At 65.9% G+C, this 20584-nt stretch carries 18 protein-coding genes; 5 read left to right on the top strand and 13 right to left on the bottom strand.

The features are described from left to right. Window positions 1–143: 143 nt before the first annotated feature. The gene (locus GON01_RS16400; RefSeq protein WP_232328924.1) at window positions 144–1097 is read right to left on the bottom strand and encodes a LysR family transcriptional regulator; all 954 of its coding nucleotides are present in this window, start codon (window positions 1095–1097) and stop codon (window positions 144–146) included. A gap of 75 nt (window positions 1098–1172) precedes the next feature. Here GON01_RS16400 and GON01_RS16395 point away from each other — a divergent pair, with 75 nt between their 5' ends. From GON01_RS16395 to GON01_RS16385, 3 genes are read left to right on the top strand one after another with little or no spacing between them, the layout of a single operon-like run. Next, window positions 1173–1730: a cupin domain-containing protein gene (locus tag GON01_RS16395; protein WP_157028450.1), complete on the top strand. Its 558-nt coding sequence runs from the start codon at window positions 1173–1175 to the stop codon at window positions 1728–1730. Continuing rightward, entirely contained in the window at window positions 1727–4258 is a 2532-nt protein-coding gene (locus GON01_RS16390) for an MFS transporter (protein WP_157028449.1), read from the top strand. Before GON01_RS16395 ends, GON01_RS16390 begins: the two co-directional genes overlap by 4 nt. A 19-nt stretch (window positions 4259–4277) precedes the next feature. After that, complete coding sequence (locus GON01_RS16385; RefSeq protein ID WP_309503954.1) at window positions 4278–4802, top strand: GNAT family N-acetyltransferase; 525 nt, start codon at window positions 4278–4280, stop codon at window positions 4800–4802. Between the two features lie 343 nt (window positions 4803–5145). Here GON01_RS16385 and GON01_RS16380 read toward each other — a convergent pair whose 3' ends face one another. After that, complete coding sequence (locus tag GON01_RS16380; RefSeq protein WP_157028448.1) at window positions 5146–5409, bottom strand: hypothetical protein; 264 nt, start codon at window positions 5407–5409, stop codon at window positions 5146–5148. A gap of 300 nt (window positions 5410–5709) precedes the next feature. On the opposite strand from GON01_RS16380, the gene GON01_RS16375 reads away from it, so the two are divergent. Beyond that, window positions 5710–6294 (top strand): histidine phosphatase family protein, encoded by a 585-nt coding sequence (locus GON01_RS16375; protein WP_157028447.1) that lies wholly within the window; start codon window positions 5710–5712, stop codon window positions 6292–6294. A 22-nt stretch (window positions 6295–6316) separates the two neighbouring features. Here the strand turns inward: GON01_RS16375 and GON01_RS17475 are convergent, their stop codons facing one another. Both GON01_RS17475 and GON01_RS16365 read right to left on the bottom strand, forming a co-directional pair. Continuing rightward, a complete protein-coding gene (locus tag GON01_RS17475) occupies window positions 6317–6535 on the bottom strand; it encodes an antitoxin Xre/MbcA/ParS toxin-binding domain-containing protein (RefSeq protein WP_198159882.1) in 219 nt (72 codons plus the stop codon). 10 nt (window positions 6536–6545) lie between these two features. Further along, on the bottom strand, window positions 6546–8558 hold the full coding sequence (locus tag GON01_RS16365; RefSeq protein WP_157028445.1) for a phytase: 2013 nt from the start codon (window positions 8556–8558) through the stop codon (window positions 6546–6548). Window positions 8559–8660: 102 nt separating this feature from the next. Between GON01_RS16365 and GON01_RS16360 the strand changes: the two genes are divergently transcribed. Then, window positions 8661–9449, top strand: coding sequence for an inositol monophosphatase family protein (locus tag GON01_RS16360; RefSeq protein WP_157028444.1), 789 nt, complete (start codon window positions 8661–8663; stop codon window positions 9447–9449). Here the strand turns inward: GON01_RS16360 and GON01_RS16355 are convergent. From GON01_RS16355 to GON01_RS16315, 9 genes are all read right to left on the bottom strand, one after another. Further along, a complete protein-coding gene (locus GON01_RS16355) occupies window positions 9446–10549 on the bottom strand; it encodes a Gfo/Idh/MocA family protein (protein WP_198159881.1) in 1104 nt (367 codons plus the stop codon). The genes GON01_RS16360 and GON01_RS16355 overlap by 4 nt on opposite strands. Beyond that, window positions 10546–10746, bottom strand: a complete 201-nt coding sequence (locus GON01_RS16350; protein ID WP_157028443.1) for a hypothetical protein — start codon at window positions 10744–10746, stop codon at window positions 10546–10548. Before GON01_RS16350 ends, GON01_RS16355 begins: the two co-directional genes overlap by 4 nt. Window positions 10747–10748: 2 nt before the next feature. Next, complete coding sequence (locus GON01_RS16345; protein ID WP_157028442.1) at window positions 10749–12155, bottom strand: alkaline phosphatase D family protein; 1407 nt, start codon at window positions 12153–12155, stop codon at window positions 10749–10751. Between the two features lie 11 nt (window positions 12156–12166). Further along, window positions 12167–13501, bottom strand: a complete 1335-nt coding sequence (locus GON01_RS16340) for an MFS transporter (RefSeq protein ID WP_157028441.1) — start codon at window positions 13499–13501, stop codon at window positions 12167–12169. Between the two features lie 91 nt (window positions 13502–13592). Then, window positions 13593–15092, bottom strand: a complete 1500-nt coding sequence (locus GON01_RS16335; protein WP_181600299.1) for a CoA-acylating methylmalonate-semialdehyde dehydrogenase — start codon at window positions 15090–15092, stop codon at window positions 13593–13595. 10 nt (window positions 15093–15102) lie between these two features. Further along, window positions 15103–15894 (bottom strand): 5-deoxy-glucuronate isomerase, encoded by a 792-nt coding sequence (gene iolB / locus GON01_RS16330; protein WP_198159880.1) that lies wholly within the window; start codon window positions 15892–15894, stop codon window positions 15103–15105. Further along, the gene (gene iolE, locus GON01_RS16325) at window positions 15894–16784 is read right to left on the bottom strand and encodes a myo-inosose-2 dehydratase (protein WP_157028439.1); all 891 of its coding nucleotides are present in this window, start codon (window positions 16782–16784) and stop codon (window positions 15894–15896) included. The genes iolB and iolE overlap by 1 nt, the downstream gene beginning before the upstream one ends. Next, window positions 16781–18613 (bottom strand): 3D-(3,5/4)-trihydroxycyclohexane-1,2-dione acylhydrolase (decyclizing), encoded by a 1833-nt coding sequence (gene iolD / locus GON01_RS16320; RefSeq protein ID WP_157028438.1) that lies wholly within the window; start codon window positions 18611–18613, stop codon window positions 16781–16783. Before iolD ends, iolE begins: the two co-directional genes overlap by 4 nt. Window position 18614: 1 nt before the next feature. Continuing rightward, window positions 18615–20558 (bottom strand): bifunctional 5-dehydro-2-deoxygluconokinase/5-dehydro-2-deoxyphosphogluconate aldolase, encoded by a 1944-nt coding sequence (locus tag GON01_RS16315; protein WP_157028437.1) that lies wholly within the window; start codon window positions 20556–20558, stop codon window positions 18615–18617. Window positions 20559–20584: the final 26 nt, after the last annotated feature.

Below are 20584 nucleotides of genomic sequence, written 5' to 3'. Positions count from 1 at the left end.
TGTCAGAGAGCACTGACGTCTAATTGACTAGCTGGCGGGTGCTGCGGCGCTCGCCAGCTTTCCTACAGGCGGCTTCTGGCCGAACTCTGACGATCGCAGTCGACCCCTCGTTCCGCGAAAGCGGACAGGGTGCCCTTCGGCAGCTACAGGCTTATGTCACTCTCGCTTCCATTGCAGACTTCGCGGATGCATTCCCTGAGCCAGCGATGGGCTGGATCTCCGTCCAGCCGAGGGTGCCAAAGAAGCGAAATTGTGAAAGGCGCGACGGGCAGCGGAAGAGCAAAGCTGGACATGCCGTGGCGCAGGCCGCTCGTGTGCTTCTCTGGTATGGTGGCGATCAGGTCCGTGCCCCGCGCCAGTGATGCTGCAGCGGCGAACCCATCGACGCTGGCAACCACCTCGCGCTTCATGCCCTTCTGGTGAAGCAGTTCATCGACAAGCCCGAGTTCTAGCCCTTGGCGCCAGGCAATCACATGTCCGTAATCGATGTAATCGCACACGGTCACCAGTCGCTCTGCGAGCGGGTGGCCGGCGCGAACAACCCCGACATAGCGGTCGATGAATAGGGCTTGGGCCCGCACCTCCGGTCCGATCACTGGCGCAACAACACCGGTTTCGAAGTCGATGGAGCCGTCCCGCAGTCCAGCACTGTCCTTGTCCAGCTTTCGGATGAAACGCAGATGGATTCCGGGTGCCTCATCTCTGATTTTCCGGATCAGCGACGGGCCGAACGTTTCCATGAAACCGTCGCTCGTGCGCAGCGTGAAGCTGCGTTCCAGGGCGGAGAGGTTCAGGCCCTCGGCGGGGCGCAGCAGGACCCGCGCATCCTGAACGAGGTCGCGAACCTTCTCGCGCATCTCCACGGCGCGGGGCGTCGGAACCAGCGTGCGGCCCGCTTGCACCAGCAACTGATCGCCGGTCACTGATCGCAGGCGCGCAAGCGACCGGCTCATCGCAGATGGGCTAAGCCGAAGCTTCCGAGCGGCGCGCGTGACGCTCCCTTCACTCAGAAGCACATCGAGCGTGTAGAGCAGATTGAGGTCCGGCGCTTGCATGCGCGACCAGTAGCACAGCGCGACGTAGTGCGTCAGACGCAATGATACAGTGCAAGTCGTGCGCCTACCGCCATGCCTATCCCCAGGATAATTCCGATCCGCTTCTTCGGAACAGGAATGGATCAGGTCATGGCTCAGGACACACTGAACGCGTTCAGCGGCGAGATGCGGCTGGCGTGGGAACCGCTCAGCGCGAAGCTGGTCGCGACCTGCGCTCAACAGCTCGAAGAGCTAATGCGCGCCGACCCAGCGGAACCCTGGCTGGCTGCGCTTCTGGCGGAACGCCCCGCGTCACGCGAATTGTACTGCGACCCGGCAAACGGCTTCATGCTCCTCGCCCATAACGAGAATGAGGGGCTCTACAGGCCCCCTCACGACCACGGTCGTGCGTGGGTCGTCTATGGAGTGCACTCCGGAGCTCTCGAGATCAGCACCTACGCGAAAGTTTCGGGGCCGAATGGCGAGCCCCGGCTCGTGCTCCGCGACCGAAGCGTGCTGACGGCAGGCCAGGCCCGTCCATACCTCCCCGGCGACATCCACGACACGAGGTGCCTGACCCGGTCCGCGCTGCTGTTTCGCTTTACGGAGCGCGACCTTCGCCATGAGGACCAGGTCGAGCGGAAGCTCACGCGCTTTGTCGAGCGCGACGGGCACTGGACGGTCCCACAGGCATGAACGCACGCACTTCCCGTGAACGCGCGGCGATCGCTGCGGTGTTGTCGGCGATGGCGCTCGTTGTGCTGGACGCCGGTATCGTCAATGTCGCATTGCCGACGATCGGCCGGACCTTTGCCGAGACCCCGGCGCGGTCATTGCTGGTCGTCACAGTCTATCAGCTCGCGCTGGTGATCGGCCTCCTTCCGTGCGCGCATGCGGCGGACCGGATCGGCTATCGGCGATTGTTCCTAAGCGGTCTGATTGTCTTCAGCTCTTCGTCATTATTGTGCGCGCTCGCGCCGACGCTGCCGCTTCTCGTTGCAGCCCGCTTCTTCCAGGGCCTTGGCGGTGCGGCGATCATGGCTCTTGGGATAGCGCTGCTGCGATTTGCGCTCGGCCGCGATCGTCTGGGTTTCGCCATCGCCTGGAATGCCCTGGTTGTCGCCCTATGCTCGGCGCTGGCGCCGACGATCGGCGCGCTCATCCTGTCATTCGCCAGCTGGCGCTTGCTTTTCGTGAGCACGCTTCCGATGGCCGCGATTGCGCTGGCCGCCAGTCCGTCGCTGCCGGTTGTAAAGACTGATGGCGCACCCGTCGATCTGGTGGGCGTCTCGCTATACGCTGGCGCCGCGTCGTGCGCGATCATGGCCGCCGAACTGGCTCGATCAACGCCGCTGATCGCGTTCGGCGTCGCCGTCGCGGCGATCTTTTGCGGATGTTTGCTGTTTCGGCGTGATCGAACCAAACTGGCTCCTCTGGTGCCGCTCGACCTGTTGGCGATGCGCCCGTTCCGTAACTCGGTCGTCGCCTCGATCTTCTTCTTCACAGGGCAATCGGCCGGCCTGCTGGGTTTGACCTTCTACCTGCAGCTGTCGCTGGGCCGAAGCGCAACGACGGCGGGGCTGGTGATCGTCGCGTGGCCGGCCGGAGTCGCCGTGACCAGCCGTCTCGCCGGTTGGCTGGCCGATCGTTTCGAGACCAGATGGATCTGCGCGACGGGAGGCCTGGTGTTTGGCTCCGGGATCGCGGGCGCCGCTCTGTGGCCGGTCGGACAGACCGTCGCGCCGCTGGCAGCATGCGCCCTGATTTGCGGAATCGGATTCGGACTTTTCCAGGTGCCCAATAACCGGACCATGTTCCTGGCCGCTCCAGCAAACCGCAGCGCTGCGGCCGGCGGCCTGCAGGGCACAGCGAGATTGACGGGGCAGACCGCCGGCGCGCTCCTCGTCACGTTCGTCGTTTCGGCTGCGCCGCTATCAATCGCACCCAGAGTGGCCATGGGCCTCGCTGGGCTGTCGGCTGTGATTGCCGCCTGGGCGAGTTGGCTCCGTACCGCACCCCCACGCAGCAGGGAGGGAGCGCGCCGAACCGACCATTGCCCGGCTCTCGGCCAGCGAAGGTCAGTCAATGATGGGACAGCCCGCCGCACACATTGGTGCGACTCGGTATCCTTGTTACCCTGCCGCTCCGCCTGCTCCGGGCAGCGGCCGAACCGAAGTTTGTTCGATAGCGTCCGTGTCCCACACACCGGGCCCTTAGCCATGGGCCGCCTGGAGGAGGAATCGATGAAAGCTTTCCACGCTGCCGCAAGCCTTGCCTGCCTTGTACTGCCGTTGAGCGGCACGCCCGCTAAGGCACCTGCCGTGAGCCAAGCCGCGCCCGCCTTTGCTGTCGAGCAGGTCGCGATCGGCGCTCCCGTCCATCGGACGGCCCTGGTCATCTGGCGTCCAGCTGGCTTGGTCGAAGCGAATGCCGCAGGCGCGAACGGCAAGAAGTTCCCGCTGGTGGTCATGTCGCATGGCACCGGAGCGGGTCCGACCGCCCATATCGACACGGCACAAGCGCTCGCGGCTGCCGGTTTCATCGTCGCCGCGCCGATGCATCCGGGCGACAATTTTCAGGACGACAGCAATGTCGGCCGTCCGGAGTGGATGGCGAACCGGTCGCATGATGTCAGCAGCACGATCGATTATATGACGGGCGAATGGCCCAGCCACGCGCAAGTCGACGGGAAGAAGGTCGGTATGTTTGGCTTGTCGGCCGGCGCGACCACCGCCCTCATATCCCTTGGCGGCGTGCCCGATCTGGGACGCCTGGCGCCACATTGCGCGGCACATCCTGAATTCGTGTGCAAGATCATCCCGCCGCAAGCGGATCCTGCTGGCGCAGCGGCGCCGCGCTGGACCCATGACCCTCGTGTGGCCGCTGCCGTCATTGCTGCACCGGGACTGGGCTTTCTGTTCGAACCTGCCGGGTTGGCCAAGGTCCAGGCGCCGATACAGCTTTGGGTGGGGTCGGAGGACGACACGGTTCCGTATGAAACCAATGCGGCGGTGGTGCGGCGCCTGCTGCCGCATTCTCCCGAATTCCACCAGGTCGATGGGGCCGTCCATCTGTCGTTTCTGGCGCCCTGCACGCCTGAATCGCCGCCGCAAATCTGCCAGGATCGCAAAGGCTTTGACCGGGCCGCCTTCCACGAGGAGTTCAACCGCTCCGTCGTCGGCTTCTTCCGCCAGCATTTGACGGGCAAAAACGTTGGCCGGTAAAGTAGCTGCCGGTACACCTGTGGCCACCGCCGGCGGGTCTCCGGCGACCGGGCACCCGCTCAGAACCAAGCGGCTGATCCTTCGGCGGGCACGGATTGATGATCTGGACGCGATGAACCGGGTTCTGAGCGACCCACGGGCGATGCGCTATTGGTCGACTTCGGCGCACTCCTCTCTTGAGGAGACCGAAGGATGGCTCCGCGCCATGATCGATGCTCCGCCGGACCAGAGCAACGATTTCATCTTGGAGATTGGTGGCCGCGTGGTCGGAAAGGCGGGTTGCTGGCGACTGCCGGAAATCGGCTTCATTCTCCACCCCGATTATTGGGGCCACGGGCTTGCGCGCGAAGCACTGAGTGCAGTGATCGAATCCACATTCGCGAGGTTCCCGGTGCAGGAACTCACGGCCGATGTTGACCCCCGCAACCAGGCCTGTCTGCGCCTACTGCGACATCTTGGCTTTCGCGAGACCGGTCGCGCCGGCCGAACCTGGTTCGTCAACAATGAGTGGGCAGACAGCATTTATCTAGCACTTCAACGCTGACTCCACCTCCACCGCAGATCTGACCCAGAACAGGTTGCCGAGAACAAGTTGGACATCGAGTCCAGAGCCCCCACGCCGAGACGTCGCGCGGGAGCGCCGACATCCAGTGTCATGCCCTGAAAGTCTAAGGTAACCGTTCGACGGTGCGCAGGGAGTCGGCCCCCAATACGCCATAGCGATGTTCTCTCTCTCCTGGCGTCGGCTCGAATTGGGAATCACCGCTTTCAATCAGATCGGAGTATACTGCTGATGTCCGGGAAGGGCGCCAATCAGCCGACACTGCCAGCTGCGCGCTAATCCGTTCGGAGTGCCAGGTTCGGCGTGGAAAGCTGTCATGAGCGCATCAGTGCGTCGTGGGGCAGCCGACGACGGCATAGTGCGCCCAGAATTCGAGTGGAATGCGCTCGACTACGCCCGTGGACCGCAGTTCGTCTATTTGGTCTTTGCCAAACCAGTAGGACACGTTCCCATCTGACCGCATTTCCTTATAGAGCGACTGCACTCCGGCCTCGGCAAATAGCGCCTCGACCTCTTGCTGATGCGCAGGTTTGATGCGAATCCGAGCGCCCACACGCGCGCTTGGCGAAGGTCGGTTAGCGTCGGCCATTTTCAGTAGCTACGGCAGTCGAGCTAAGGTCTGCAACGGGTCGCGAGCGGACATTGAGCGGCGGTGCTCGCGAATGTCAGCTATCCCCAGTGGCCGGCGCAATGCGGAATGTCGCCAATGGGCGCTAGTAGGACGACGCGAGTTCACCCAAAAGGATTTCCACCTGTACTGCCATGGGTGCGCGTGCCCAGCGCACTGGCGCTGCGTCCAAGCACGCGAATGCTGCCAACCCTATCAGAAAGCGCAGAAATCCAGCCGCCGCCTGCTGGACGGCGCTTTCCATTCTGCCATCATCATCTCATGAGCACGCTGATCTTTGTCACCCACCCGGAAGTGGTCGTCGATCCAGCAACGGAGGTGAAGCGCTGGCATCTTAGGGATGTCGGCGTTGAGCGGATGCGGCTGTTCGCTCGCTCTGACGTCGTGGGCGACGTAACCGCCGTTTGGGCGAGCGCCGAAACCAAGGCTATTGAGGCGGCCGGCTTGCTAGCCGGATGGCTCGGATTACCCGTTCTTACCTGTGAGGCGCTTGGCGAAAATGATCGCAGCTCTACGGGCTACCTTCCGTCCGGCGAGTTCGACAAAATGGCCGACGCGTTCTTCGCTAGGCCCGAAGAAAGCGTACGCGGATGGGAGCGGGCAGTCGATGCTCAGGCACGCATCCGAACGGCAGTCAGCGGGATCATCGCGGACCACCGGGGTGGGGACCTGGCCATCATCGCTCATGGCGGGGTCGGGACGCTGCTTCTCTGCAGCTTCCTTGAGAGGCCTATCAGCCGAGCAGCGGATCAACCGGCTCAGGGCTACTATTGGAGCGCCACGCTTCCGGGCCCGAAAGTCGTGCACGGCTGGAGGCCGATAGCGCAACACCCAAAGCCGGCCTGACAAGCAGCTGGGCTGCCAGTCGTCAGGCAACTCGATGGCGCGAGATGCCGTTGAGGTGAAGCAGCACCCGATTGCGCCCTGCTCCCGTCGCCAATACCTCCCGTGGGCTTGCTCCAAGGGTCGCCGACTGCTTCTCGATCCAGGCATCGGCTGCCTCCTCGCTCCCAAGCACCTCAATAGCGCGGCAGCGAATTTCGGCGACGCGTGGGTCGTTATCCACCTCTTGCACTCTCTCGCTCATGAACAGTTGTCTATCGCGGCGGTTCAAGCTTCAGCGCAGATGCGATTGCTGCCCAAGGCACGAGCTTGAAGTTCTGGTGCTCAGGGGGTGAAATGTTGCGGCCGTCCTGCGCCACCATCAAACCCTGAGGAAAGGCCGGGCCCGCAGCCATGCTGGTGACCTCGAGCCCGTCTGTTTCGGAGATGCCGTCGATGCCGGCTGCGGCGTTCGCACCGACGACGAACGAGCCGACATAGTCGTTCGTCCCCTCGCGCCGAAAGACCGCGTAGCTGTCATTGCCCTGGCTGGAGACGACCAGATAGCCGCGCCCGCCGTCCAGCTTGTAGAGGCCCATGCCTTCCATGTCGGCCTTCAGCGCCGGATTGTCCTTGATCGCCGCCATCATCCTGCGCGCCTCGCCCCCGCGCGGCTCCGCGCCTTGCCGCCAGATGCCGACATCCTCTTCCCCGACATAAAGCGTGCCGGTTTCGTCATCGGCGACGCAGCCTTCGACCTGCGATGCGAAAGGCAGGTCGCGCACCAGCTTGATCCGCACCTTGCCCGCCGGCGTCGCAACCAGCTCCCATTGCCGCATCTTGCCGTCGGTCTGGTTCACGAAAACATAGCTCTTTCCGCTCCGCGCGCTGCGGTACATGCAGAGGCCATAAGGGTCGTCGAAACCGGTCGGCTGCACGCCGTCGGCGACGTTGGTCAGCCGCCGTGTCGCGGGGTCCAGCGCATAGATCGCGACGCTCTTGTGCGTGCGGTCGCTCGCCGTCACCAGCGTCACCGGCTTGCCGCTCAGCCGGAAGCCGTCGCGCAGGTCGACATTGTTCATGCGCCCGTCGGGCAGGAACTGCAGCACCTTGCCCGACAGATCGTACACGTACAGGCCGGACTGTTTCTGCGTGCCGATGATGACGCTGCGCGAAGGATCGGCCGGATCGATCCAGATCGCGGGATCATCCGCCGCGTCGCCGCCCGTTTCGACCGGCTGCGTCTCGACCGTGGGCAGCGCCAGCGCGGGCCGTGGCGGCGCGGCCGGCGCGGGCCTCGCTGGCAGGCCTGCCGCCGAGAGGATCGCCTGCCAAGAGAACAATTTGAAGTTCGGGGCGTCTGGCGAATTGTCGTCGTCCGCAACGAGGACCAGATCGCCGCTAACCGTGACGCTGCCCGGATCCTCGACCCCGTCGATCCCGCCTGCCGAGGCGAACCCGACCGAAGCCAGATAGGCGTAGTCGCCTTCGGGATCGTAGATGCTGAGCCGGTTGTCCGACGCGTCGGACACGAGAAGCCGTCCGTCCGGCGCGATTGCGACCCCTTTGGCTTCCTCGGTGATGTGGCCAAGCCGGACGATGTCCACGATCTCGGGCTTGATCTCCGCTTCCGGCTCAAGCGCGAACCGCCACACGCCGACTGCTTCCTGCGAGATATAGACGGAGCCGCGATCGTCCGCCGCGCAATAGCCGGCCTCCGAGCCCAAGGCGAAGCGGCGGGCGAGGCGAGCATTCACTGCCGCGGACCCAGGGGCAAGCGACCATTGTTCGACCTCCCCGGCATCGCCGGTCAAGAACAGATAAAGTGCGCCGTCGCGGGCGCTGCGGCCAAGGCAAAGGCCGGCAACCGTCATGCCGGCGCGAAGGCCGGTCAGGTCCAGCGACGTCAGCGCCGCGCCGGGCGTAGCGGAAAACAGTCTGGGCGCATTCGCGGCGCCGTCGAGCACCGCAAGTAGGGCCCCGCCGCCGGGCACCGCGCCAGGCCGAAGGTCCAGGGCGCGGACATTTCCCGCCTTGTGCTTGGCGATACGCCGGCCCTGCAGGTCGAAGACCTCGATGCCGCCGGATTCGGCGCCGGCGAGGATCAGGCCTTTCGACGGATCGCCGGGATCGGCCAGCACCGCCGCGCCGTCCGCGCCGGAGCCGAGGCTTGCCGCGGTCTCTGCACGGGCGGGAACGAGCGGGACCGAAGCCGGTGCCTGGGATACTGCCGGCGCGCTGCCCAAGAATAATGCCGCCGTCGAAAGCAGGTGCGGAACCCGGTTCATTTTCTCTCCCCGCCTGTAAAAGCCGGAAGCTATTAGGCGTCATCCATTTTTGCAACAGATATTCTATATTGACTATATAGCGGAACAAATGTTCATAAACACATGAACACCTCTCCCTTGATCGCGGCCATGATCGACGCGGCGCGCGTTGCCGGCGCGGGGCTTGTCGCCGACCAGACGCGCATTCTCTCGCTCAACGTGCAGAGCAAGCTGGGCCCGGCCGACATGTTCAGCGAGGCTGACCTGCGCGCCGAAGCCACTGTGCGTGACGCGCTGATGACGTTCCGCCCGGATTATGGCTTTCTTGGCGAAGAAGGGGGTCTCGAAGCGGGGGCGGATGCCGACCATGTCTGGATCGTCGATCCACTGGACGGCACCGCAAACTTCCTGACCGGCTCGCCGCTCTTCGCGGTCAATGTCGCGCTGGCGCGGGCTGGAGACGTGATCGCGGGCGTGACGCATGTCCCGCACCTCGACGAAACCTTCTGGGCGGAAACGGGAAGCGGCGCCTGGCTGAACGACGCGCCCATCCGCATCTCTACACGGCAGGCGCTGGCCGAGGCAGTGCTAGGCGTCGGTATCCCGTTCGCGACCAAGCCGAAACACGAGGTATTCCTGGCCGAAATGGCGCGGCTGACTAACCGTGTCACTGGCCTCCGGCGGCTCGGCGCGGGCGCGATCGACATGGCCTGGGTCGCGTGCGGCCGCTACGACGCCTATTGGGAACAGAGCGTCAGCGCCTGGGACATGGCAGCCGGCGCAGTGATCGTCCGCGAAGCCGGCGGGCTCGTCACCGGCACCCGTGGCGAGCCGCTCGACCTGATGGGCGGAACCGTGCTCGCGTGCACGCCCGCGATCCAGCGCGAATTGCTCGCGGAACTCGGCGCCTAGAGAGCGATCCACGCCCGCTCGCGATGCGAGCGGCGGATTGCATCGGCGACGCGTTCGACCCTAAGCGCTTTGGCAAAGTCCAGCGCCGCGTTCGGCAGGCCGAGCACGGCTTGCAGCACCGCCCTTACCTCGATCGTCTTCAGGTCGTTGTAGCCGAGTTGATGACCAGGCGCGGGGCAGAAAGCACCATAGGCGCCATGCTCCGGGCCGGCCAGGATCGTCGTGAAACCGCCGCCGGCGCGGCAGAGCTTCAGCTCGTTGAACCGTTCCTGCGTGAAGTGGATCGAGCCGCGCGTGCCTGTCACTTCGAACGCAAGCTGGTTCTTGCGGCCAGTCGCAATCCAGCTTGCCGCAAGCGCACCCGTCGCGCCGCCGGCGAAACGGACCAGCGCATCCATCTGGTCGTCAACCGTTACGCGACGCTCCGCTCCGGCGGCGTCGCGGCGGACCGGGTGCGCCGTCTGAAGCGTGCCGGAAACCTCCGATACCTCCCCGACAAGATGCAGGGCCATGGCGATGATGTGGCTGCCGATATCGGCAAGCGCGCCGCCGGCCTGGTCCGGCTCGCATCGCCAGCCGAACGGCGCGTCGGGAGAGGCCATGAAATCTTCGGCGTGGATGCCGCGGAATGCCGTCACCTCGCCGATCTCGCCCGACTGGATCAGGTCGCGGGCCAAGGCGATCATCGGATTGTAGAGGTAAGTGTAACCCACCGCGGTCGGCAGGCCGGAGGCGCCAGCCGCGGCCGTCATCGCCTCCGCTTCCGCAAGCGTCGTAGCAAGCGGCTTCTCGCAATAGACGGGCTTGCCGGCCGCCAGCGCCGCCTCGGCAATCGGCGCGTGCAGGCGATTGGGCGCGGCGATCGCGACCAAGTCGATCGACGGATCGGCCATGATCGTCCGCCAATTCGCCGTCGAGCGGCGGAACCCCAAGATTTCAGCCGCTTCCGCCGCCGATGCCTCGGTCCGGTCGGCGATCAGCTCGAGCGCCGGGGTCACCGGGAGATCGAAGGCGCGGGCTGCCGTGGCAAACGCCATCGCATGGGCTCGCCCCATGAAGCCGCTACCGACCAAGGCGAGGCGAAGCGGCGACTTGCTCACCCGCCGGCGATCTCGCGATAACGGACGCGCAGTTGTTCCAGCGTCTTGCGCTTCACCGGCACGCCGTCCCGCAGCTTGTACCAGGTGTTCTGGCTGATCCGGTATGCATCGAACAAGCCTTCAGCCGTCGCTTTCGGAAGCCGGGCCTTCATCGCTTCGAACTCTTCGGGTTCGATTGCCACCATCTCGAAACGCATCGCTACTTCTCCGCTCCATAGTAGCTGCCGCCCCGCTCCGCTCGAATACGGCGTTCCGTCTCCTTGGTATCGATCGCGGTCTTCCAGCTCTGGCGGCCATTGACCAAGTCGGCTGCCTTGACGCTGACAGTGTCCCAGACCGGCGCGCCGATCACGTTGCGGACGCTCATTTCCACCACCGGCTCGGGATCGAAGCGGAAGTCCAGAATGCCGAAATTGGCGCTGCCGACCCAAGGCGCGCGAAGACGGACCTCCGGCATCTGGTCCACGAATTTGGGGCTGAGCAGCTGCGCCAGGCCGGAACTCACCAGATCGTAGAAATCGTATCCACCCTTTTCCGACCATGGCACGCAATTCGCTTCGCCCATGTGCACGTCGCCGGAAATCCCGAGACAGCCGGTAATGCGATTGTCGCGGATGAAGTCGAGCAGCTCGTCGCGCTCGTGCAGGTACATGGCCCAGCTGTCGCCGCCGCGTTCGGCGCTTGACCAGCCGGTGCCGGACGCGAGAATCTTGAAGACCGCCTTCGATGCCTTCAGCTCGCGTTTCAGCCAGGCCTTTTGCGCGGCGCCCAGCATCGTCTTCGCCGGCCCATCCGGGGCCGAGGGTTTGTCGCGGTGATAGCGGCCGTCGAGCATGAAGACATCGACCGGGCCGAAGCTGTGGCGGAAGAACACGCCGGGCGTATCGGGCTGTCCTGCCGCCGGGTTCGCCCACCAGCGCCGGAAGAGGCGCAGCGTCATGTCCTTGACCGGATTGTCGCCGTCAGAATCGTTATAGCCGAAATCGTGATCGTCCCAGATCGCGAGCTGCGGCACCGAGCGCAGCAGCGGCTGCAGGCTGGGGACGCTGCGCTGGCGCGCATAGATGTCGGTGAACGCCGCTTCGGCGTCGCTGTCGGCGTAGATGTTGTCGCCCAGCCACAGGAACAGGTCCGGCTCCATGGCTGCGATTGCGTCGAAGACGGGCTGATGCGGGTCGAGCTGCACGCGCGCGCACGAGCCGAAGGCGATCCGGATCGGCCGCGGCGCCGCCGGTGCGGTGCGCGTGCGGAACGGCAGTGGCTGGTGACGGTCGGCGATGCCGTCCATCTTGATGCGGTAATAATAGGAGGTGTCCGGCTCCAGGCCGCTCACGTCGATGCGGGTAACCAGGTCTTCATCGGCGCGCGCCTTCACCGCGGGCGTCGTTTTCGCATCGGAGAGCGCACGGTCGATCGCATATTCAACCGCGACGTCAAAGGTGCCGCTCGCCCGGCTCCATACCGTGAAGCCGTCCGGCGTGGAGGCGCCGATCATCGGTCCTTCCAGCAGACGCGGATAGCCGAGCGCGGCGGCGAGTGCGCGGCGCGGCAGCCCCGCAAGCGTGGCGAGCGCGCCCGCGCCCCAAAGGAAATGGCGACGGTTCATCAACAAACCCCTCAATCACGCAGCCGCGTGTTCCAGAGCGTGGTGGCGAGCAATGTCGCCGCCACCGAGCAGCCGATCCAGAACCAGATCGCCGGATCGAAGTCATAGACGCGGTCGCTGCCGAACACGCGCATATGGCTGTTGATCAGCGCGCCGGAGACCTGCTCCTGCACCGCGGCACCCAGATAGCTGAACACGCCGACCAGCCCGAGCGCGGCACCGGCGACGCGTTTCGGGCAGATGTCGATCGCGAACAGGCCGCCGAGCGATGTCACCAGTCCGGTCATGCCCAGCCCGAACAGAACGACGCCCAGCAGCATCGTGCCGGGATCGCCGGGTCCGTAGAAGAAGATCAGCAGCCCGATCAGCTCGACCACCCCGAACAGCAGGTTCACGGGCGGGCGGCGGGCGCCGAAGAATTTGTCTGAAACGAAGCCGAACGCGACCGCACCCACGACGCCGGCGATCGTGCTGGCCGTCAGCATGCCTCCCGCCTCGGCCAGCGAATAGCCGCGCGCTTCCTGGAGGTAGAGGATGCCCCAGCTATTGATCGCGTAGCGCGTCACATAATTGGCAGCGCTCGCCAGCGCGAGGATCCAGACCGCCGGGATCTTGAGGATCGAAAGCTGCGTTGCGAAAACGCCGCGTTCGGGCGTACCCGCAGCGGGCGGGGCGTAGTGATCGTTGTGCCAGTCGGCAACGCTCGGCAGGCCCAGCGCACGCGGCCGGTCGGCCATCGCGAAATAGGCGGCCACGGCGGCAATCACCGTGGCGATGCCCGGTCCCCAGAAGCCCCAGTGCCAGCCGCCGACCGCGACCAGCGACGTCACGACGGCAAAAGTAAGCCCCTCACCCAGCGAATGGGCGGTGGACCAGATGCCGTAATAGCGGCCGCGTTCCCTATTCGAGAACCAGCTTGCCAGCGCCACGACACACGCCGGCGCGCCATAACTCTGGAACCACCCGTTCAGGCCCCAGAGCAGCACCGTGACCCAGAACAGGGTCGAGAAACCCATTGCGATGTTGCAGGCGGCGGAAGCGACCAGCCCGATCGCGAAGAGGCGCTTCACATTGCTGTGGTCCGCGACGAAGCCGTTGATCAGCTTGCCCGCCGCATAGGTGTAGAACAGCGCCGAGCCGATCATGCCGAGCTCCAGCGGCGTGAAAATGCCGCCGTCGATCAGCGGCTTCTTGACCACGTTGATCGCGAGCCGGCAGGTATAGCTGACCGCATACGCCAGCGTTATCGCGAGGATGATCCGCATCCGATAGCGGCGGAACGTGCCGTCTATGTCGATGTCGGACCTGACCGGCAGGTCCGGCCCCGTCGCAAGCGCCCTCAGCATGGAATTCTCCCCGCTCGGGGGCGCGATCGTGCGCCGCGCCTTCCCGAGTCGATCTATTCCAAATTTCGCATCTGTGGAAGATATGTTTCGGTCAGACCATGGTCGGGATCACGAACGCGTTCTCGCCTGTGACCGAGCCATCGGGCCAGCGCTGGGTGACGGTCTTGACCTTGGTCCAGAAGCGCACGCCTTCCATGCCGTGCTGGTTGTGATCGCCGAAGCCGGAGCGCTTCCAGCCGCCGAAGCTGTGATAGGCGACCGGCACCGGGATCGGCACGTTGATGCCGACCATGCCGACATTGACGCGCTGCGCGAACTCCCGCGCGGCGTGGCCGTTGCGGGTGAAGATCGCGACGCCGTTGCCATATTGGTGGTCGCTCGGCAGCCGCAGCGCCGTCTCGAAGTCCGGTGCGCGGATGATCTGGAGGACGGGCCCGAAAATCTCTTCCTGATAGCAGCGCATGGCTGGCGTTACCCGGTCGAGCAGGGTCGGCCCGACGAAGAAGCCGTTTTCGTGGCCTTGCATGGTGAAGCCGCGCCCATCCACGACCAGCTCAGCGCCCTCGTCGATCCCCGTCTGGATCCAGCCCTCGATCCGCGCCTTATGCGCTGCGGTCACGACAGGGCCGTAATGTGCGTCGGCATCATTCGAGACGCCGACTTTCAGGGCCGCAATCGCCGGGATCAATGCCTCGCGCAGCTCGTTGGCCGTTTTTTCACCGACCGGCACGGCCACCGGCAGCGCCATGCAGCGTTCGCCCGCCGAGCCGAAGGCGGCGCCGCACAGATCCTTCACGACCTGGTCAAGGTCGGCATCCGGCATCACGATGCCATGGTTCTTGGCCCCGCCCATCGCCTGCACGCGCTTTCCGGCCGCGACGCCGCGCGCATAAACATATTGCGCGATATCCGAGCTGCCGACGAAGCTGACGGCCGAGATCGCGGGATGGTCGAGGATCGCGTCGACCATTTCCTTGTCGCCGTGAACGACCTGAAGAATGCCTTCCGGCAGGCCCGCCTCCAGCATCAGCTCGGCAAGGCGCACCGGTACGCTCGGATCGCGCTCGGAGGGCTTCAGGATGAAGGCATTGCCGACCGCGATGGCCGGGCCGAACATCCACATCGGGATCATCGCCGGAAAGTTGAACGGGGTGATGCCCGCGCCGATGCCGATCGGCTGGCGCATCGAATAGACGTCGATCCCCGGCCCGGCACCCTGTGTGTATTCGCCCTTCTGCGCGTGCGGGATGCCGGCCGCGAATTCGATCACGTCGAGCCCGCGCTGCACGTCGCCGCGCGCGTCCGCGATCACCTTGCCATGTTCTGAAGCGAGCAGATGCGCCAGCGAGTCCATCTCGCGCTCGACCAGTTCCTTGAAGCGGAACATCACGCGCGCCCGGCGCTGCGGATTGGTCGCGGCCCAACCCGGTTGCGCGGCCTGAGCGGCAGCCACGGCCCGGTCGAGCTCGATGCTGGTTCCCAAGGCCACCCTGGCCTGCACCTCGCCGGTGCTGGGATTGAACACGTCGCCGGCGCGCACGGAGGCGCCGCCGGCGGCACCGCCGGCGATGAAGTGGTCGATCTGTCTCACACGCTCTTCCTTATTGGCGCACGATCCAGTCATGCGCGGGGTCGTTGCGGAACACCCAATTGCGCCGGGGGCCCGCCATCACGTTCAGGTAGTAAAGGTCATATCCATGCGGCGCGCCGACCGGGTGGTAGCCGCGCGGCACCATCACCACGTCGCCGTCCTCCACCGCCATCGTCTCGTCGATGTCTCGCTCGTCGGTATAGACGCGCTGGAAGGCGAAACCCTGCGGCGGCGAAAGACGGTGGTAATAGGTTTCCTCAAGGAACGTCTCCTCGGGAAAGGCATCGCGGTCATGCTTGTGCGGCGGGTAGCTGGACCAGTGTCCGCCGGGCGTGATCACCTCGACCACCAGCAGGCTTTCGGCCGCGTCGGCGTCGGACAGGATGTTGCGGACATAGCGGGTGTTGGTGCCCTTGCCGCGCGTCTCGACCTGCTTCGACCGGATCAGCCGGACCTTGCCCGAGCCGCTGCCCGGGGCTGTGCAGACGGCCACTTCAGCGTTGCTCTCGGCGCGGATCGCATAGCCTATGCCGGCCGGCACGTAGACCGAGGTCGCGGGGCCATCGAACACGGTCTCGCGCCCGCCGAGACCTGCAAGGGATTCGCCGCCGGACTCGATCGAGACCGTCCCGGTCAGCACGACCAGGCAGGTTTCCCGCCCCTCCTCGCGGTGCTCGTGGCGCTGGCCGGCCGCGAGCCTCACGACGCGGAAGCCGACATATTTCCAGCCTGCGCTTTCGGGCGTGATGTCGAGAACCGTCCCGTCGGGATCGGGCGCGTGCGGGCGAACCAGCAGCGACATCAGGCGAGCTCCACCTGCCGGGCGAGGCGCTTCAGCGTGTCGAGCCCGAGCTGGCTGTACTGGCGCGGGTTGGCGACGGCCGGGTCCTGCTCCGCCTCGATCACGATCCAGCCTGAATAATTGATGTGGGCCAAGGCGGCCATGAACGGCGCATAGTCGTAGTCCCCATCCCCCGGCGCGGTGAACATGCCGCCGATGACGCCATCGAGAAAGCTGGTCCCGCCCGCCCGAAACTGGTCGAATTTGCGGCGGCGGATGTCCTTGCAATGAACATGCACGACACGCTCGGGCCGGGTCTCAATCACGCCCAGCGGCTCGAAGCCACCGCCGAGCGCATGGCCGGTGTCGAGCACCAGGCCGACATGATCGCCGGTCGCGTCGAAGAAGCGCTCAAGCTCGGCGCCCGTCTCGACGACGGTGCCCAGGTGATGATGATAGGCGAACCGCAGGCCGCGATCGGTGATGTAGCGCGCGACCGTGTTCAAACGCTCGCCGAACTGCTTCCATTCGCCGGATGTCAGCACCGGGTGCGTGTCGAGCCGGCTGCGGCGGTCGCCGTGCACGGCATTGCTCGTCTCGGCGAGGATGAACACGGTCGAACCCATCGCCTCCAGCAGCGCCAGATGCTTCGCGAGGGCGGCGATTTCGGCATCGGCATCGCGCGCGAGCAGGTTGGACGAACACCAGCCGCCGATGACCTCCAGCCCATGCCGCGCCATGATCGGCCCCAACGTGCCGGGATCGCGCGGGAATTTGTGGCCGAGCTCGACGCCTGCGAAGCCGATCTCCTTCACGTCCGTCAGCAGCTCGTCGAGCGTCGTGTCGCCGCCCAGCTCACGCATGTCGTCATTGCACCAGGCGATCGGGCTCACGCCCCAGCGGATCGTCATTTCCTGTCTCCCGAAATCCTGGCCTCATAGTCGCGGCGTGCGGCCCGGACCTCGGCGCGCGGCGAGACTTCCGGCACCGCCACGTCCCACCAATGCCCGCCCGCCTCGGTGGTGATCGCCGGATCGGTGTCTATGACGATCACATAGCTCTTGTCGGACGCCCCCGCGCGCGCGAGCGCCGCCTCCAGCTCCGCGATGCCCTGCACCTTCTCGGCTTGGGCGCCGAGGCTCCTCGCGTGGGCAGCAAAGTCGATATCGGGGAGCGCGTCATGCCGGGTGTCGGCGAGCAGATTGTTGAACGGCCGACCGCCCGTCCCCTGCTGCAGCCGGTTAATGCAGCCGAAGCCGCGATTGTCGAGCAATACGACAGTGATCTTGACGCCGAGCATCACCGAGGTGGCGAGCTCCGAGTTCAGCATCAGATAGCTGCCGTCGCCGACCATCACGCACACGTCGCGCGCAGGATCGGCCATCTTCACGCCCAGACCGCCCGCGATTTCATAACCCATGCACGAATAGCCATATTCGACATGATAGCCGCCCGGCCGGCGCGTGCGCCAAAGCTTGTGCAGTTCGCCCGGCAACCCGCCGGCCGCGCAGACCACGACCGCGTCCTCGCGCGCCTGCCGCCACACAGCGCCGATCACTTGCGCATCGGACGGCAGCGCGTCGCCCGCCCGCGTCGCCGCATCCCAGGCGCGGTTCCACTCTACAACTGCCGATCGGTTAGCCTCGGCCCATTCGGCCGGCGCGCCCCAGTCGCCCAGCGCCTCGCCCAGCGCGGCGAGCGTCGCGCGCGCATCGCCCTGCACCGGCTCGGCATCCTGCTTGGCGAGGTCATGGGTCGCAACATTGACCTGGAACAGCCGCTTGCCCGCGAACAGGGTGCGCGACCCGGTCGTGAAGTCCTGCAGCCGCGTGCCGATTCCGATCACCAGGTCGGCGGCTTCCGCAGCGCGATTGGCCGCGCTGGTGCCGGTCACCCCGATGCTGCCGAGCGCCTGGGGATGATCCCAGGCGAGTGCCCCCTTCCCCGCCTGCGTTTCCGCGACGGGAACGCCAGTGCCGGCGGCAAAGTCGGCCAACATCTGCTCGGCCTCGGAATAGAGCACCCCGCCGCCCGCCACGATCAGCGGCGCGCTTGACCGGCGAAGGGCGGCAATGAGCGCGCCCAGCTCGGCCTCGTCCGGGCGGATGCGCCGCTGGCGCCAGACCTTGGGCGCGAAAAATCTTTCCGGGAAATCAAACGCCTCCGCCTGCACGTCCTGGCACAGGCAGAGCGTGACCGGACCGCACAGCGCCGGGTCGGTCAGTACCGCCATCGCGCGGGGCAGCGCATCGATGATCTGTTCGGGCCGGGCGATCCGGTCGAACAGCCGGGAGACGGGGCGGAAGCAGTCGTTTGCGGAAACGGTCGCGTCGGCGAAGTCCTCGACCTGTTGCAGCACCGGGTCCGGCCGGCGGCTGGCATAGACGTCGCCGGGCAGGAACAGCACCGGAAGCCGGTTCACATGCGCCAGCGCAGCGGCCGTCACCATATTGGTGGCGCCGGGCCCAATCGAGGTCGTGCAGGCCATGGCCCGCCGCCTCCGGCTCGCCTTGGCGAAAGCGATCGCCGCATGCGCCATGCCTTGTTCGTTATGGGCGCGATATGTCGGCAGCGCATCGCTCATGCCGGCCAGCGCTTCGCCCACGCCCGCGACATTGCCATGACCGAAGATCGCCCAGACGCCGGCGAAATAGGGCAGCACGACGCCGTCGATCTCAACGGACTGCGCCGCCAACCAGCGCGTCAGCGCCTGGGCCATGGTGAGGCGTACGCTGCTCATATCATGCCGCCTGCCGCGCATCGCGCGCCGTCCGCCAGGCATCGGAAAGCACGCGCAGATTCTCGGCCAGCGCCGCGACCGCGCCGGCATCGTCGATCACGCCCGTCAGCCACCCTGCGGCGACCTCATGGAAGATCGTCCGCCCGACCGCGAAGCCCCGGACGAGCCCGAACGGCGCGGCTGCCGATATCGCCGCCAGCAATTCCTCGCGCGGCGCGGAGAGTCCCAGCAGCACGATCCCGCGACACAGCGGATCGTAGCGCAGGATCGCGGCCTGCACGGCGTCCCAGGTCGGCGCGTCGTCGGCCGGCTCCAGCTTCCACCAGTCCGGATAGATGCCGAGCGAATAGATGTGATCGATCACGCGCGCGACGGTCGTGCTGTCGACCGGCCCGTGTTTCGACGCGATGATCTCCAGCAGGAATTCGTGCCGCGTCGCACGGCAGGCATCGAACAGTCGCAGCAATTGGCGGTCCTGCCGCGCCTTCATCTCCTGATCGTCGTCCGGATGGTAGAAGACCAGGCATTTGACGACATGGTTCAGCGGCCATTCGCGCAAGCTGGTCTCCACGTCCGGGGCGCCTTCGAAGCGGATCGGCCGCGATCCCGGCACTTCGATCGGCCGCCCGATCCAATAGGGAAGATCCGCCGCGGCCTCCAACGCGCGGGCGCCGAAGCGGCCGTCGAGCAGGACGCCGAAACGCGGGTCGCCCGCGGCCACCTGGTGGACCGCATCGAGCGCCAGGCGCTTGAAATGCGCCACCTGCTCCGGCGTGCCGGCTCCGAGCTCGGCGAGCAGGTCGTCGAACTGGCTGCGGTGGTCGACCGCCAGCACCGTCAGCTCCGGGTAATCGCGGTGACGATTGGTCGCCCAGTGGACATGCTCCAGCTCGACGCTCTCGCGCAGCCGGTGCGGCCAGTCCTGGCGATCGAGGAAAAGCTGCAGCTCCTCCCACGACGCCATCGCCGGCGCGCAGCCATGCCGCGAAACGACGATCGCGCCACAGGCATTGGCGAACGCGCAGCATTGCTCCAGCGGCTCATCACGAAGCCAGCCGCGCAGGAACCCGGCCATGAAGGCGTCGCCCGCGCCCAGCACGTTGAACACTTCGACGGGAAATCCGCGCTCGACGACGGCATCGTCGAGGTCATCGGGAACCGCGCCAGGAATTGCGACGCACCCGTTCGCGCCGCGCTTGCATACCAACAGTGCGGCGGTGCGCTCGCGGATGGCGCGGAGGGCCGAAACCGTGTCGCTCAGGCCGCCCAGGATATGAATTTCTTCTTCGGTGCCGACGACCAGGTCGCAAAGCGGCAGGATGCGCTGCAGCGACTCCGTCACTGCCGCGCTGGCGACGAACCGGTCTTCGCCATTTTCCTTCGCGGCCAGACCCCAGAGCACCGGCCGATAGTCGATGTCGAACACCACACGGCCGCCCTGGCGCTTCATCAGCTCGGCCGCTTTCATGCTCGCCTGGAAAACGCCGGGGCGGGACAGATGCGTCCCGCTGACCAGCAGCGCGCCTGTCCGGGCGATCAATGCCGGATCGATATCGTCGACACACAGCGCCATGTCTGCGCAATTCTCGCGGTAGAAGACGAGGGGGAAGCTGTCGGGGTCGCGAATGCCCAGGATCGCGAGCGCGGTCAGCCGGTCCGGGTCGGTGCGCACGCCGGCCGTGTCCACGCCCTCGCGTTCCAGTTCCTCGCGGATGAAGCGGCCGAAATGATCGCCGCCCACTCGCGTCAGCAGCCCGACGTCAAGCCCCAGGCGGGAAGCCCCGACCGCGGTGTTGGTCGGGCTGCCGCCGATATATTTGGCGAAGCTGCCCATATCCTCCAGCCGCCCGCCGACCTGCTCGCCGTAAAGATCGACCCCCGCGCGCCCCATCGCGATCAGGTCGAGCCGGCGCTCTCCGTCGGTTCCGCTGCTGCTTTGCGCCATATACTCGTCAGACCGCCCCTTGTGGT

Origin of the sequence: Sphingomonas horti, from assembly GCF_009753715.1 — a bacterium.
Lineage (GTDB): Bacteria > Pseudomonadota > Alphaproteobacteria > Sphingomonadales > Sphingomonadaceae > Sphingomonas_B > Sphingomonas_B horti.
This window is presented reverse-complemented; position numbering and strand designations above follow the sequence as displayed.

Bases quoted from the DNA above. Each gene is read 5' to 3' on its own strand.
- iolE (WP_157028439.1), bottom strand. From the start codon at position 16,784: ATGACGATCCGCTGGGGCGTGAGCCCGATCGCCTGGTGCAATGACGAC.
- GON01_RS16380 (WP_157028448.1), bottom strand. From the start codon at position 5,409: ATGGCCGACGCTAACCGACCTTCGCCAAGCGCGCGTGTGGGCGCTCGG.
- GON01_RS16315 (WP_157028437.1), bottom strand. From the start codon at position 20,558: ATGGCGCAAAGCAGCAGCGGAACCGACGGAGAGCGCCGGCTCGACCTG.
- GON01_RS16360 (WP_157028444.1), top strand. From the start codon at position 8,661: ATGAACACCTCTCCCTTGATCGCGGCCATGATCGACGCGGCGCGCGTT.
- GON01_RS17475 (WP_198159882.1), bottom strand. From the start codon at position 6,535: ATGAGCGAGAGAGTGCAAGAGGTGGATAACGACCCACGCGTCGCCGAA.
- GON01_RS16340 (WP_157028441.1), bottom strand. From the start codon at position 13,501: ATGCTGAGGGCGCTTGCGACGGGGCCGGACCTGCCGGTCAGGTCCGAC.
- GON01_RS16365 (WP_157028445.1), bottom strand. From the start codon at position 8,558: ATGAACCGGGTTCCGCACCTGCTTTCGACGGCGGCATTATTCTTGGGC.
- GON01_RS16395 (WP_157028450.1), top strand. From the start codon at position 1,173: ATGGATCAGGTCATGGCTCAGGACACACTGAACGCGTTCAGCGGCGAG.
- iolD (WP_157028438.1), bottom strand. From the start codon at position 18,613: ATGAGCAGCGTACGCCTCACCATGGCCCAGGCGCTGACGCGCTGGTTG.
- GON01_RS16390 (WP_157028449.1), top strand. From the start codon at position 1,727: ATGAACGCACGCACTTCCCGTGAACGCGCGGCGATCGCTGCGGTGTTG.
- iolB (WP_198159880.1), bottom strand. From the start codon at position 15,894: ATGTCGCTGCTGGTTCGCCCGCACGCGCCCGATCCCGACGGGACGGTT.
- GON01_RS16375 (WP_157028447.1), top strand. From the start codon at position 5,710: ATGAGCACGCTGATCTTTGTCACCCACCCGGAAGTGGTCGTCGATCCA.
- GON01_RS16350 (WP_157028443.1), bottom strand. From the start codon at position 10,746: ATGCGTTTCGAGATGGTGGCAATCGAACCCGAAGAGTTCGAAGCGATG.
- GON01_RS16345 (WP_157028442.1), bottom strand. From the start codon at position 12,155: ATGAACCGTCGCCATTTCCTTTGGGGCGCGGGCGCGCTCGCCACGCTT.